General features: G+C 51.5%; 11 protein-coding genes and 1 pseudogene. 5 read left to right on the plus strand and 7 right to left on the minus strand.

Going from position 1 to position 13,898, the window contains the following annotated elements; all coding sequences use genetic code 11:
* Positions 1 to 80: 80 nt before the first annotated feature.
* Both KRAC_RS20175 and KRAC_RS66265 read right to left on the minus strand, forming a co-directional pair.
* Positions 81 to 1,277 carry an MFS transporter gene (locus KRAC_RS20175; RefSeq protein WP_007910187.1) on the minus strand — a complete coding sequence of 399 codons (1,197 nt, stop codon included), beginning with the start codon at positions 1,275 to 1,277 and terminating at the stop codon, positions 81 to 83.
* A 1,529-nt stretch (positions 1,278 to 2,806) separates the two neighbouring features.
* Positions 2,807 to 4,472 (minus strand): annotated as a pseudogene (locus KRAC_RS66265) (IS1182 family transposase).
* 116 nt (positions 4,473 to 4,588) lie between these two features.
* On the opposite strand from KRAC_RS66265, the gene KRAC_RS20195 reads away from it, so the two are divergent.
* Positions 4,589 to 4,771: a hypothetical protein gene (locus KRAC_RS20195; RefSeq protein WP_040443941.1), complete on the plus strand. Its 183-nt coding sequence runs from the start codon at positions 4,589 to 4,591 to the stop codon at positions 4,769 to 4,771.
* Between the two features lie 309 nt (positions 4,772 to 5,080).
* The gene (locus KRAC_RS20200; RefSeq protein ID WP_007910205.1) at positions 5,081 to 5,653 is read left to right on the plus strand and encodes a GNAT family N-acetyltransferase; all 573 of its coding nucleotides are present in this window, start codon (positions 5,081 to 5,083) and stop codon (positions 5,651 to 5,653) included.
* Between the two features lie 124 nt (positions 5,654 to 5,777).
* On the opposite strand, the gene KRAC_RS20205 is transcribed toward KRAC_RS20200, so the two are convergent.
* Positions 5,778 to 5,957, minus strand: coding sequence for a hypothetical protein (locus KRAC_RS20205; protein WP_007910207.1), 180 nt, complete (start codon positions 5,955 to 5,957; stop codon positions 5,778 to 5,780).
* A 522-nt stretch (positions 5,958 to 6,479) separates the two neighbouring features.
* Here KRAC_RS20205 and fes point away from each other — a divergent pair.
* Positions 6,480 to 7,757, plus strand: a complete 1,278-nt coding sequence (gene fes / locus KRAC_RS20210; RefSeq protein ID WP_007910209.1) for an enterochelin esterase — start codon at positions 6,480 to 6,482, stop codon at positions 7,755 to 7,757.
* Positions 7,758 to 7,871: 114 nt separating this feature from the next.
* On the opposite strand, the gene KRAC_RS76130 is transcribed toward fes, so the two are convergent.
* The 4 genes from KRAC_RS76130 to KRAC_RS71455 all read right to left on the minus strand — a co-directional run bounded on the left by KRAC_RS76130 (position 7,872) and on the right by KRAC_RS71455 (position 9,917).
* Complete coding sequence (locus KRAC_RS76130; RefSeq protein ID WP_040441691.1) at positions 7,872 to 8,516, minus strand: transposase; 645 nt, start codon at positions 8,514 to 8,516, stop codon at positions 7,872 to 7,874.
* A gap of 13 nt (positions 8,517 to 8,529) precedes the next feature.
* Positions 8,530 to 8,922, minus strand: a complete 393-nt coding sequence (locus KRAC_RS76135; RefSeq protein WP_244422215.1) for a hypothetical protein — start codon at positions 8,920 to 8,922, stop codon at positions 8,530 to 8,532.
* Positions 8,897 to 9,202 carry a hypothetical protein gene (locus tag KRAC_RS76140; protein WP_040441687.1) on the minus strand — a complete coding sequence of 102 codons (306 nt, stop codon included), beginning with the start codon at positions 9,200 to 9,202 and terminating at the stop codon, positions 8,897 to 8,899. The genes KRAC_RS76135 and KRAC_RS76140 overlap by 26 nt, the downstream gene beginning before the upstream one ends.
* 301 nt (positions 9,203 to 9,503) lie before the next feature.
* Complete coding sequence (locus KRAC_RS71455) at positions 9,504 to 9,917, minus strand: alpha/beta fold hydrolase (RefSeq protein WP_052568452.1); 414 nt, start codon at positions 9,915 to 9,917, stop codon at positions 9,504 to 9,506.
* Here KRAC_RS71455 and KRAC_RS20235 point away from each other — a divergent pair.
* Positions 9,892 to 10,245: a thiamine pyrophosphate-dependent enzyme gene (locus KRAC_RS20235; RefSeq protein WP_083814756.1), complete on the plus strand. Its 354-nt coding sequence runs from the start codon at positions 9,892 to 9,894 to the stop codon at positions 10,243 to 10,245. The genes KRAC_RS71455 and KRAC_RS20235 overlap by 26 nt on opposite strands.
* A gap of 238 nt (positions 10,246 to 10,483) precedes the next feature.
* Positions 10,484 to 13,714, plus strand: a complete 3,231-nt coding sequence (locus KRAC_RS20240; protein WP_007910210.1) for a winged helix-turn-helix domain-containing protein — start codon at positions 10,484 to 10,486, stop codon at positions 13,712 to 13,714.
* The last annotated feature ends 184 nt before the right edge of the window (positions 13,715 to 13,898 follow it).

Genomic DNA, 13,898 nt, shown 5'->3' on the forward strand with positions numbered 1-13,898 from the left:
GTAGTCGGCTTAGCGGGAATATTTGAGCTCATTTTTAGAGTGCCTGGCCTTAGCGGAAAAAATGGGAGGAAAAAATGTTATCACCCCACAGCGAGATTTCTGTTTTTCGCTGTCGCAATAAAAAGTAAAAGCAGCATAAAAGAGAATACCCCAATAGTCCATCTGCTTCCCAGATACTGTAGCAGATTACCGGTAATAAAGAAGCCAAACGAATATGCTCCGAGTACAACTAGTCGAGCTAGACTTGTAACTCTGCCTCTCATTTCATCAGGAACCATTTTTGCTGAATAGGAAGACGTTGTTACATTATAGAGTGGGTCTATTGCATACAAGAGTGCTGTGATCCCTGCTAAAAGAACATTATTTATTGCGATTGCATATAAACTGAAAATGAAGAAACTAAGTAATGATACACCGACAAGTAGTTGCTTCATGCCAAAGCGACTATATATTTTTGCAGATACGAAGGAACCACAAATGCCTCCTCCGGCACCAATAGTAAAGATAACACCGATAAATAAGGAGGAAGCATGATGCTCTTTTGCAAGAACAATAATGAGCAAATATAACCCTGCGGAAAGAATGGTTCTTCCTGCTGTAAGAAGATTTAAGAAGCGAAGTAACGGCTGATGCCAAAACCACAAGATTGCTTCTTTGATTTCATGATGAATTGCCTTTCGTTCAGTCGGGGTTTCTGCGTCAAGAGGTATAGTTATAAAAAAAATGGAAAACGCATTGATAAAATAAGAAAGCGAATCAACAAAGAAAGCAATAAAACCTCCCCCTGTCTGATACAAAAATCCTCCTAAAGGTGGCCCTACAAGTAAGGCAATCTGGTCTGCTGTACTAGATTGTGCAGAGGCTGCTGGAAATTGTTCTTTTGAGACAACTTTTGGGAACGATGCAAACCTTCCTAAATTTGCAAAGACAAAGAATGATCCCTCAATAGCACTCATTATGTAGAGTTGAATTACAGAAAGAGTATGAAATGCGAGTGCGAGGGTAATACTTCCCATTGCTAATCCACTCCCAAGATTTGCTAGAACCATGACGATTTTTCTATTCCATCTGTCAATTAATCCACCAGCCGGAATTGCCCAAAAAACATAGACAAGGCCCCGTATGGCAGCAACCCCTCCGGCTTGTGCGGAGGAGCCTGTTAAAGCCAGAACAACTAAAGGAAGTGCTATACCGGATACTTCTGTTCCAACCCAAGAGACAAGCTGTCCACTCCACAGAAGCATGAAGTTACGTTGTTTCCAAAGCGATTTGCTCATATTTTAACTTAGAACTCACATTCCGCAGTTTCGATTTGAAAAAAATAGTATTGTTGAGAAGTTGGTGAACGTTGAAGCATAATATGGCAAAATCTGCCTACGATATGCTTCACAGGTGCATCGGCACAATATGCTTCATAGACCATGTTTGAATCTGATTGGAGGCTCAGGCCAGTGCTAGACTTCTCTGAAGCGTACCGAATGAAAATACAGCTTTGGAGAGCTACGCATCTCATCCAGATGCTTCTGGCGCAAAGGCGTGCCTACCTGCTGCCAAAATATGGCTCAAACGCAGTTTTGATGATGAAGGAGAGAGCTTATTATGTTGATGTCTTTCTTGTTGTATTTATAATTCTGGCTCTCTTATGGATTATTAAGACCCCTATCCCTAAGAAAGTCTCAGAGCCGCTTTTCAAGTCATTTATTGGCTTTCTCTGAGCTATTCATTCCTTTCATAATTTCCACAATAATGAGAGTATAGATCTGGCGCTAACCTGGATAGGTCATGTTACTCCAAAGAGCACAACTGCATAACGTCATGACTACTGCTAAGCACGATAGTATCAACCCTGCAATCGCCAACCCTCTCCGAGAAACAGACCCCAACCCACAACACGACAAGATGATTCCTACAGCAGCAGGAATAAGTCCATAAAAAGGGATCAGTCCCAGAATGAGATTGCAGAGACCCAAAACAAAGCCAGCAAGAGCGAAACCAGAGGTCCGGTTTTGTCGTACAGCTTCCGGTAGCCCTTGTCCAATCGTCAGAAATTGCCCACAGGCAAAACAATGGGTGCGAGTTTGCTCGTTGGTTGCTCCACATGTAGGGCAAATGAGTGTGTGTACCATACCGATTATCTCTTTCTAAAGAAAGATAGAAATAATTATATTCTTTTGACAGATTATAGGGCTCTATGGGCACAGGAAGCAAGGCGCGATAATCTTTATATCAATGACTCGGCTACATTCACCAAAAGTGCGTTTGAGCCAAAATATGCTTCACAGAGCTATGTTGAGTTGGTGCAGGTGTTCCGCCCGGGGAGCCACATCGCTCAAATCTGTGAACCTGCCCTTTTTCCTGTGAAACATATTTTGGCCGTGAACATTCGAGGCAGGAGCACTCAAGCCGATGATCGAGCAACGAAATGACTCACTGCCGCGATATGCTGCACAAATCGGAATCGCGGCCAACATATGCTACACAATGGTTTATTGCTTGTTTGCTGTAAATCGGCTTCTAAGCCAGAGGCGCTGCCAAGATATGCTTCACAAGCATTGCCAGAATATCGATCTTACACACTTTTGGTGATGCTAATTTTACAATTATTAGTCAAGTTTTCATGTGTAATATCTTCATACAGAGCATAGAGTACTCTCTGGCGTAGCAAAGGAAATTCAGCCCTTCCAAACATCATACGCTTAATAAGTTTCAATTTGTTCACTTTTCCTTCAACCAATCCGTTATTTTGGGGCAAGGTAAGTCCTGCCGGTAGAGCCACATTAAGATATTGTTGGCGAATGAGCAGAAGCTACGCAACAGCTACTTGCTTGACAGAAGCGAGCAATTCTGCAAAGCGAGATGTTGGGGTGGTTGCCAGCTTCGCTTCTGCGATCCAATGACAAGCCCGAAGCATGTTGATGGAGGTCGCCGTAAGAAACGCCTGGAGATTAAGTTTTTTCATGCCAATGTATCGGGACCTCCGTATCTCACAGGTACGTACACTTTGAGCAACGGTTCCTTCAATGCCCGCTCGCGCTGCATACAAGGCTCGAAATTCAGCGGTTTCCTGACGTTTTCGAGCCTGCTGAAGTGCCACATAGGTGGCTTCATCTGGTCGCAGAATGAGCACTTTGGCTGCGGTTGACGAACACTTCTCATGAAGCGTGCAAACCCGACAAAGGGGAAGAGGGAACCGGATACGCAGACGTGGCTTCCCATGTCGATCAGGGATGTGTCCCCAATCTCGGCTTGTCTGTCCAGCCGGACACAGGACCTGTTTGGCCTTCCAATCGATGTGGAAGTGGCTATGATCAAAACGCCCAGCTTCTTTTGAGGCCCAACTGGTATCAGGAAGAACCGGTCCAACGAGGTCAATCTGATGACGATGCTGACTCGTGGCAAGCAGTTCGGCATCCACATAGCCTTTATCAACTAGGTGCTGGCTGGGAAGGAGCCGATTGTCAGCCAAGCGTTCATGAAGATCTTCCATGACCTCTCCATCTGGGAGCGTGGATGCTGTCGTTGTGACTTCTAGCACAAAATGAGGCTGATCAGCATCGCATCCTTCAGTGAAATGCACCGATGTCTCCAACCCATCCAGTCTGCTTCTTCTTGCTGTATCGCGCCTCCATATCATATGGCGATTGGATCAAGAGCGCCGCTGGTGGAAGCTCTTGATCTTTTCTCCAAGGCGTTCCCTGCTCACACGCGTGATACTGCTGGATCCAAATTCTTCGGAGAATCTCTACTGCTGGGAGTTCTTGTAACCAAGCATGGGTTGTGCTGCCCCAGATGCTCTCTAGGAGCATTCGGCCGTCAACTCCAATCTGCTCTGCGAGCTCTTGGCGCGATTTCTCTTCCTTTGGGAAACGAAAGTCGCTAAAGCGTGATCGATACCGTTTTTCCCATTCAGGTTGCACGCGCTCAAGAAGCCAATCGGGAGCTACTTCTGCCAGGATATTAAGGACATGGCGCATGGTTTCTCCAACACTTTCAAGACGGTTCACAGCTCGAATAGCTGCCAGTACATGTGTTGAATCGGTGCGTTGTTTGCCTCGTGCTTTGACCCAGCCTCGTTCTCGGAACTGAGATAACATCAGATCAAAGAGGCGCCGCTCGGCTTGATGAGCGAGGAGACGAGCGCGAAATTCACTCAACACGGAAAAATCAAATCCTGGATCCTTGATTTCCAAACTCAAGGCGTATTTCCAATCAATGCGCGTTTTCACTGCATCTGCTGCTTGCCGATCCGTCAACCCCTCTGCATATTGCATCACCATCACCAAAGCGAGTCGCCAAGGTGATTCTGCTGGTTGCCCTTTTGCTGGAAACAGATCGAGGAAATCTTCATCCTGAAAAAACGTTCCTAATGCATCTCGCATATGAATACACGTATTTCCATTGGGCAAAATGGCGCGTGCTATCTGTACGGTTTCTTCTGGAACTGGCGGGATCGCTTGGGGATGGAGTGACATAGGTTCTCTCCTGAATGCTTGTCTTTTTTGTGCTACTTCAGTATCTCATATTTTGCTCCATATTAATTCGCCAACAATATCATTATCCGGTGAAGAGCTCAAAAAAGCTGAGGAAAATGAGCTCAAACAATGAAGCCTTCACCACTTATTGTTGCTCTACCTATGGCATGTATAGCCACATTTACACACTGGCCGAGATACGAGATATTGTTATCAGTGACCCCTTTGATCGCTCCGAAGCCCCTCGTCAAATCAAGCTTGTAGACCTGACAGACTGGCTGGAAGCGGTTGTGTCATAACCATCGATCTGTGACATTCTTAATGCTGGATAGAGCAAGGAGCAAACGCCTCTTTATTGCAACTAAGAGCCATTGGTTGCGATAATGCGACGAGAATAGAAATCACTGGAGTATAAGCCACCGGCGCACACGTACAAATTTGAGAAATTTCCAGTCAAGAAGGTAAATCCCACGCGATGCGCAATGAGCTGCGAAGTGAATGACCGAAGGGACAACAGGAGGGATCGGAGCAACCACCTTGCCCTGACAGCGGAAAGAGGATAGAATACCTCAAAGAAAACCAGAGCAGGAATGTCCGGGAGAATGAGAATGAACAAGCGGGAGACAGACGAACAGGATTCGCGCAATGTCCCAGTTGAGCCTCTGAGCGAGCTGACATCCATTTGGTCCTGGGTGCAAACGGCGCGACTCACCTTGCGCCGTCTACAGCCAACCGATGGCCCGGCGATGTTTGCTGTGCATGGTGACCCGGCGACCTACCGCTACAGCCCTGCTGCCCCACATCCCGACCTGGCGACCAGCGAAGAGATGTTGCGATCCTGCCTGCACGACTGGGAGCTCCATGGCTTCGGGTACTGGGCGGTGATCCTTGCGCAGGAGGAGAAGATCATCGGCTTTGGCGGTGTAGAACATCGGGTCTGGTGCGAGCGAGAGGTGCTGAACTTGTACTACCGGTTCACCCCCAGTGCATGGGGGCAAGGGTACGCAACCGAACTTGCTCGAACAGCAGTGAGCCTGGCCCGAACCTATCTCCCCCAGTGGCCCGTCGTTGCTCGCACGAGAGCAGAGAATATCCCCTCCATCCGCACTGCCGAACGAGTTGGGTTGATCCGACGCCCTGATCTGGATACGGAACACGTAGTCTTCGCTCTTGGCTGGTAGCTTTCAACCGCACGAGAGAGCAAGAGATCTGCCCCCCTTTGCGTGGAGCGCGCCAGGGACGAGGAGTGAGTACTCAGAGACAGGGAAGGCCCAGGAAAACTGCCAGGGGAAGGTCGATCTGGTTTTATCGGTCGAGCCATGTGAAGGGGGGAGCCTTTCCCCAGCAGAACTCTTGAGCAGGCTCAACCCTGCTCGGCTCTGGTTTGAGAGGGCCTATCAAAATCTTAACATATAAGGAAGGGGTCGGGGGAACAGACTCCGCAGCGGTCTGGATAATTACCGCTCCATTGGCGATACTGGTCATATGTACCTCCTTGAGGAAATATGTCGTGTTTTTCCCTCTCAAAAAAGCGCATTTTTATCCTTGTTCGCTAGGAGTTAGTATCTCGTTGCGCATCGCGTGGGAAAGCAAGTCACTTAGCAATAATTCACAAGCCCTGCATGTATATGGCGAACGTCTTGATCTTCCGTTAGGCTTTGTTGTATATTGCATCAAGCAAAAAGCTTTTTTCAATTAAGGAGAGATATGCCTGACCAGTGCTAACATCTGCTAGTGAATGTGACTGAAAAGCAATGCTGTTGTTGTTACCCAGACAACAGTTCTCTTGCTTTGTCCAGCATGCTGGCGAGAGTGTTAGCAACGTCATGATGAAGGCATACCATCTCTTAAGATTCTCATTCCCCCTCCATATGCCGTGTGCCCTTTTCCTACACGTTGTCTCACCTGTCTTCTCATGCAACGCATATGCTTTTCTGTTCATGTCTCTGGCAGTTGACTTACCTCATGATCAATTGATGCAGAAATAGTACAGTGAAAGGGTTTTGTATGGAAGCTCAACAAGCACAGATCAGTCCTCGTATCACCTTGTTGCAACAGCAGCTTCTCTCGGGAAATTCTGCTGCACTTCTCGCATTTTGGCAAGAAATGACGCAACAGAGGGTACCCCTGATGGAAGCCATTGAAGGAGATGGCAAGCATACTCTGGTCACATTTCTCTGGCGTGACAGGGGAGACACACACAATGTCGTGATCTGGGGCGGACCCGCAGGATTGGACCACCCCGAGGATCATCAGATGACGCGCTTGTTGAATACTGATCTGTGGTACAAAACGTACCGGCTCCAAACAAATTTGCGCGGGGTCTATACCCTCTCCATCAATGATTCTCTGACCGGTCAGGAACGTGGAGGTTTCGGTACCCGTTTCATCCCTGATCCACTCAATCCCAAGCAGTTTGTGGCTCACAAAGACGAAGGGATGCCTGATTCGCAAGAGGTCGTCTTCTCTATCCTTGAGTTACCCAATGCTCCTGCTCAGACCTGGATTGTGCCTCACCCGGACGGAGCGAAAGGCAAGCTTCACGCCCATCGCTTGCACAGCCAGATCCTCGACAATGAACGCCGCATCTGGGTTTATACGCCTGCTGACTACACGGAGAGGAGTCAACCATACCGTCTCTTGCTCCTCTTTGATGGATGGACCTACATTGACCTCATTCCGACGCCAACCATTCTGGACAATCTTGTGCGAGAAGGGAAGATCCCCCCATTGGTCACGGTCTTCCTTGATAACCCAGATGATGAGACACGCAACCGCGAGTTACCCTGTCACCAACCCTTTGTCAATTTTCTCACCCAGGAACTGATGCCGTGGGTTCATGAGCACTATCATGTCACGGCTGATCCCGCCCAGACGATTGTTGGCGGCTGTAGCTATGGCGGATTAGCAGCCGCTTTCGCCGGGTTACGCGCCTCCGAAACCTTTGGCAATGTGCTTTCGCAATCTGGCTCGTTCTGGTGGGATAAAGACCCCGAGGACGGTATTCAACAAGAGTGGATTATCCAGCAGTTTATCGCGAGTCCCCGCTTCCCTCTTCGTTTCTACCTAGAGGTCGGTTTGAAGGAGGATGTGGGATGGATCTTCATGGTGGGCTGCAATCGGCATTTGCGCGATGTGTTACGCCTCAAAGGGTATGAGGTACATTATGCCGAGTTTAACGGGTATCACCATAACGTCTCCCATCGCGGCTCACTCGCAGATGGATTGGTAGCACTTGTGGGCTCGGTATGGTCTGAATACCGTCTGAGTCAAAGGATGCTATGATCGGAGAAATCTGAAGGAGTAAAAATATATCTTCTTTTTCTAATGCATATTCAGGACCAAGATAGTCAATCAAGTAATGTGGGGGGGGTTGCATACTCCCCCATACGCACCAACTTAAGGACCAATGGACCAGTTTAACCCATCTTTGAGGAGTTGGGCCGCATTCGGATGTGTGTGCCGGGTGTTCATGGAGCATCCGGCACGCATGCGTTGCGCAATCGAGCGCAAGGCCGCCGCAAACTCGCGCTGACCAGCCAGAGCTTCCATCAGCGTCCAAGCAGTATCGCGTATCACCTGGGCCAGTTTAACCAAGCTGCGCTGCGCATTCTGCCAGGCCAGCAGGACGATGAGCCAGTGTTGAATCAGCATGCCGATCAGCTTGGCATACAGTTCGCACAACACCCGCCAGGAGTGTGTCGTGTGCCACTCATCAATGTGCCCGTATTGCTTCCAAAGCTTGAAAAGCCATTCGATTTGCCAGCGTTCTCGTAGGAGCACCAACGCTTCCTCCAGCCGCAAGCGTTTGGATGGGACATCGGTTAACAGGATCGTCCAATCCGCCAATGTCAGAGCACGCGCGGATGCTGGCTGTGCGCGTCGCGACGCATCCTTGAGCAGATTCTGGCGTCGCTGCTCGGCAACGTCTTTAGGCACACGAACCATTAACAGCCGCATCGGATACCGCTGCTGCTTCCCAACCAGCACATGCAGCTCTTTGGTTTGTCCCACTCGTGGAGGCAAAACGGTCTGCAAGTGCAAGCGCCGACCTTGCTCAGTGAAGAAGGCCGTGTTCGTTCGTGCTCGCGTGAGGGTGAAGCTCCCGGATTGCCGACGCGCGCATGGCTGCCTCGATATCAAAATAGCCCAGATCAGCGATGTACAAGCTTCCGGTGGGCAGGGACGCCTCATGGAAAGGACTGCATTGATCGGACACCCGTCCATCGGTCAAGCAAGGACCTGAGATTTGACCACGTGTCAGGTTCCAGCGCACATGCAGTTTGACAGCTGCCTCTCCTCCTCCCGAGCCTCCACCGCTGCCTGCCCAACAGTCCGCCAATTCCTTTGGCAGAGTAATACTGCTGCTATCTTCAAGCACCACGCTCTTGAAACGGTGCAATAATTCGAGTGGCACTGGCTGTTCAGCACACACCAGTACAGCGACCATTTCTTCGAGCACCGATAGCCGCGAACCGAGCACAAGACTCCGTGAAGCGCTTGTGGACTGCTGTATCGCTCACCTCCACTTCTCGGATGGTCGCCATCGAGGCCAGCGTTTCCAAACTCGCATCGGGATGGGTCAGCCAGCCGAAGACAAACGTCTGAACCAGATCGGCTCCGCTGAATTTTCTCTGCCGTTTAATACACCCTGTTTCGCAAGCCAACACATTGGCTCGCTCTTCCAATACCTGTTTCAGCGATAGCTCAATCGGTGATACCTTTTCCATGTCACTGCTCCTTCTGAGATGATTATCACGTTTTTCTTGTTCCTAGCATCGCAGATGGAGCGTCTTTTTGCCTCAGCCGTTCTTAAGTTGGTGCGTATGGGGGGGTTTGCATACTCCCCCGAAACGGTGCACTCGGCTTCACTTCGGCTTCACTGAGGCATCTCCTTCATCCACATCGATATGGTGGGGTGATGCGCTAAGGCTTCGACGATCTCTTCCATATTGATGGGTTCTGACGCTTTATCTCTGCATTCTGAAGTAGCCTGAGAAGCCAAATTAAAATTTCACTGCGGAATGTGGGCTAGGAGTCTGTCGGCAGGCCCTTCAAGAAATCGATCAATGCGCTATTCAGCTCCTGTGGGCGTTCCTCCTGGGTCCAATGCCCACAACCAGGGAGAAGAATCATCTCCTTCGGCTGAGGAACGGCGCGAAGCATGATTGCAATCACCTGCGAATAGCCAGGAAAATGAACCACGACGTCCCTCTCACCCATAATGTAGAGAGCAGGTGTCAAAATAGCAGCATCCGTCCAGGCTCCCATCAGTTCCCAATTCAGTTGCATAGCGCGATACCAGTTGAGCGCTCCACGAAACCCCGCTTGCTCAAATCGCTGCGTGTAGTAGTCGAGATCCTGTTCCGTCAGCCAGGCAGGGGTCAGCGTATCAAATGGTGAAAACTGTACGCTACGCGTGCCGAAGGCGACGACACCAATCACACCCGACTTTTTGTTCTCTACGCTCGCGCAGGTCAAGCATGAAAACGCGATCAGTGTAGCGGAAACGGCGTCGAACACCCGCATATTGAAGCAGTATGTGAAAGCAACCAGTCCGGGATCCTTCTTTACCACTGCTGCCAGTGGTTTGGGCTTCGGCCTTCCCGCTGCCGCTGGGCTGGCACTGGCGCAACAGCGGACGGGCCAGAACCGGCAGGTCATTGCGGTGATTGGCGATGGGGCGTTTCAATACTCCATTCAGGCACTCTATACGATGACCCAGCACCATCTGTCTCTCACCGTGATCGTAGCGCGCAATGAAGAACAATGAAGAATATGCGGTCTTGAAAGCCTTAGAACGCCGCACATTCTGCTGGAAAGGCTACCTTGCCCGAACCCTTTAAGGGCTGCCCAATGGGAGGATATGGTGCCAGAAGCACGCAGTTTCTGTCTTTGGTTTGCATTTTTGTTTCCCAATTGCTATGGTATATCGAGATGGTGGGGATGGTGGGAAACAACAAGCGGTGCATAATGAGGATTCGTTTCTTGAGAAGGAAGGAGAGGGAGCTATGTCCAAAGCTGCTGATTGTGGTGTCATCTGGTGTTCAGAACGCGCGGCCTATGAGATCTACCAGGATCAGCGCAGGCACCTGCTCAGCTTTGAGCCGGGAAGCCAGGAATGGTTTGACTGGCTTGCCGCTTGTTCCTCTTTTACTTTCCAGGGGAAACATGGCGCGATGACCGTTTGCCAGGAGCGGCGACGGCGCGGGGGCAGTTACTGGTATGCCTATCGCCACCGTGCCCAGAAAGTCGTGAAAAAGTATCTTGGCCGCTCTCGTGACCTGACCGTCGAGCGCCTGGAAGAAGTAGCACAACAGTTGCAGCAGGTACGAGATGGTGAAGTAGCACCTGCACAGCGCTCTTCTGTTCCCTTTGCCATGCAGTTTGTTTCTGCCACCCATGCGGAAAAATCCACAGCATTCCAGCAGACGCCCTTCGCATCTCTGGTGGCAGCAGATGCGCCCCTCTTTCTCACCACCAGGCTTTCGCTCCCATCGCTCCAGCATCCTCTGATCAGGCGTGAACGCCTGTTGACGCTTTTAGAGCAAGGCACGACGTACCCCCTGACGATCCTCTCTGCGGCCGCTGGTTTTGGCAAAACGACGCTCCTGGCACAATGGCTGGCCGAGTATAACCATCCGGTCGCCTGGCTGACGTGTGAGGCTGAGGATAACGAGGGGTATCGCTTTCTGAGCGCTCTGATTGCCGCGTTCCAGCGGATTGAGCCAGCATTGGGGTTGACTGCCACCGCACAACTCCAGCGCCAACCGCTCGCGGCGTGGAAAACCGTTTTATCCGCGCTTTCCCATGACTTGGCCTCCTTGCCCGCCTGCCTGCTGGTTTTGGATGATTATCAACTGATCACCTCACGCGATCTCAATAACGCGCTGGAGTACCTGTTGTCCCATCTGCCGCCCCAGATCCATGTGCTGGTGAGCAGCAGAACGACTCCACCCCTGACGCTCGGACGCTTGCGGGTCAACCGACAGCTTTTTGAGATTGACGAGGGTGATCTCCGCTTCAACGCGCAAGAAATCGCCCGCTATTTCAGCGAATTGCTGCAACGGCCCCTGCGTGACGAGGAGGTGCATCTGCTGGAACAGCGTACCGAAGGATGGGTCGCGGGAGTGCAATTGGCAGCCCTGCTGCTTCAGAAACAGACAAGCATGGGAGAGGTTCTCAACGCTTTTACCGGCCAGCATCGCTTTGTCTATCGCTACCTCTTTGAAGAGATCCTGGCGCACCAACCGCCTGAGTGGGAGGCGTTTCTGATGCAGACCAGTCTGCTCTCGCGGTTGCATGCTTCCCTCTGTGAGGCGGTGACAGGCCAATCGCATGGACAGGAGACCCTGGAGGCGCTCGAAGAGGCCAGACTCTTCTTGTATTCCCTGGACGAAGAACGCCGCTGGTATCGATATCATCCGCTTTTTGCTGAGATGCTCTCTGCACAGCTGCGGCAAAGCAGGCCAGAACTGGTGCCGGAACTGCACCGGCGCGCCTGTACCTGGTATGCCCGGCAGATGCTCATACCGGAAGCGGTGCGGCACGCTCTGGCTATTCCTGATACACGCCAGGCGCTGCACCTCATTCTGCCCGAGAAGGATGAACTTTCCCAGGAAGTGCCCCTCCAGACGATGTTGGAGTGGGTGCGCGCCCTGCCGGAAACGCTGCTGCTGGAATATCCAGAACTCCACCTGCACTATGCGACGCTCCTGCTGATCACCTTCCAGTTTCCTGCGGCGGACGCGCGTCTGGAGATCATCGAGCGCTCCGTGTATGAGAGGGAGGAGCATATGGTGGAGCAAGAGACGCGCCTGGGCGAAACCGCTTTCTTGCGCGGTTTTCTGGCGATCTACCAGGGCGATTTGGCGCGGAGCCTCTTCTGGGAGCAACAGGCTGTCCGGCTCCTTTCCGCCCTCCCTGAGAAACAGATCGTTGCACGCCTCCTGTGCTCGTTATTACAGATGCAAAAAACGACACCGGATAGCTCGGCGCGTTCAGGGGAGCCCTCGCGCGAGAATGCAATGCTGAAAGAGTTTCGTTTTCCCGCAACGCTGTATCGCCTGGTCCAGAGCGCTTTCTCCTGCCAGCAACAGGGCCAGCTCCGGCGCGCGCAGGCTCTCTATGAGCGTGCGGCACAGTTGCTCGAGCAGCAGCAACAGGTTTTTGCAGATGCGTCACTGAACATTATATTCTCCTTCGGCCTGGGGTATTTGCGCTGGGAACAGAACAATATCAAAGAGGCTGAGGAGATCCTGTCTCGTGGATACCAGATCTTGCAGGAGGTATTTGCCTCTCCCACCAGCGCCGATACAACCTGGCAATACTTTAGTAAGCAGTTCTATAAAATGCTCCCTCTGATCCAGCAGGAGATTCTCTTGCAGGGCATCAGCACGCTGGCCGAAATAGCCAGTATGCAGGGCGATGCACAGCGGGCCCAGGCGATCCTGCGCGATTTTGCTCAGTTGATCGAGCCCTTTCCTATCGCATCTACCCTGCTGCCACAAATCTCGGCGCAGCAGGCAGCCATCTCACTGAGGGCCGGACAACTTACGGAAGCTCTCACCTGGGCTGAACAGCAGGGGATCTCCCTGGTCTCCCTCCCTGAAAGACACGAACAGAGCGGCTATCTGGTCCAGCTCCGCCTGGTGCTCGCGCAGGTTCAAGGCCGTTCACAACGCACTGTGCTGCGAGTAGCGCTGCCCGTGCTCCATCAGTTGCTGCGGGAGGGAAAAGCCCGCAGCCGTCCGGGAAACAGCCTTGAGCTTTTGATGCTGCTGGCTTTGATCCACGATTTGCTGGGAGAACACGCGCGCGCGCAGGATCTTCTCGTCACCGTGCTGGAATCTGTCCGCCTGGAAGGATACCTGCGCAGTGTTGTGCGCGAATTGCCGCTCCTTGGGCCGCTCCTGCGCAAGATCGCTGAGTCTTCGCCTGCGCTGAGTATGTCTTTCCAGTCCGTTCTTGCCGCAGCTAGTCTCAACCCCCTATCCATTCCCCAACCCGATCAACTGGCGCTTCTGCGCGAACGTATGAGGGCAGGAGCGCAGATCCTGAGCCCGCGAGAAAGAGAAGTCTTACTTTTGCTGGGTACTGGCGCCTCCAATCAGGAGATCGCCAACCAACTCATCATTACCCTTGGGACAGTGAAGCGTCATGTGAACACGATTCTCGCGGCACTTCAGGTGAGCAATCGCATGCAAGCGGTGGCCCGCGCTCGCGAGCTTGCTCTGCTCTAAATCCATCCCTTTCGCCCACTGCAGTTTTGGTTACCCAACAAGGGTGAACATCCTCTTGTTGGGTAACCAAAACTGCAGCCAGTTGAGAAGAACGGGCACCTCCTTTTGCATTTTTGCCGCTTTTACTGTTATTTTCATATAAAGAGAAAACCCAGCAAATGTATCTTTGGAAGCATGACAACAG

The organism is Ktedonobacter racemifer DSM 44963 (genome assembly GCF_000178855.1).
GTDB lineage: Bacteria > Chloroflexota > Ktedonobacteria > Ktedonobacterales > Ktedonobacteraceae > Ktedonobacter > Ktedonobacter racemifer.

Excerpts from the sequence above, each read along its gene's own strand:
- KRAC_RS20175 (WP_007910187.1), bottom strand. The coding sequence starts at position 1,277 with ATGAGCAAATCGCTTTGGAAACAACGTAACTTCATGCTTCTGTGGAGT.
- KRAC_RS76135 (WP_244422215.1), bottom strand. The coding sequence starts at position 8,922 with ATGGTCGCTGTACTGGTGTGTGCTGAACAGCCAGTGCCACTCGAATTA.
- KRAC_RS20240 (WP_007910210.1), top strand. The coding sequence starts at position 10,484 with ATGTCCAAAGCTGCTGATTGTGGTGTCATCTGGTGTTCAGAACGCGCG.
- KRAC_RS20195 (WP_040443941.1), top strand. The coding sequence starts at position 4,589 with ATGAGCTCAAACAATGAAGCCTTCACCACTTATTGTTGCTCTACCTAT.
- KRAC_RS76140 (WP_040441687.1), bottom strand. The coding sequence starts at position 9,202 with ATGGAAAAGGTATCACCGATTGAGCTATCGCTGAAACAGGTATTGGAA.
- fes (WP_007910209.1), top strand. The coding sequence starts at position 6,480 with ATGGAAGCTCAACAAGCACAGATCAGTCCTCGTATCACCTTGTTGCAA.
- KRAC_RS20205 (WP_007910207.1), bottom strand. The coding sequence starts at position 5,957 with ATGACCAGTATCGCCAATGGAGCGGTAATTATCCAGACCGCTGCGGAG.
- KRAC_RS20200 (WP_007910205.1), top strand. The coding sequence starts at position 5,081 with ATGAACAAGCGGGAGACAGACGAACAGGATTCGCGCAATGTCCCAGTT.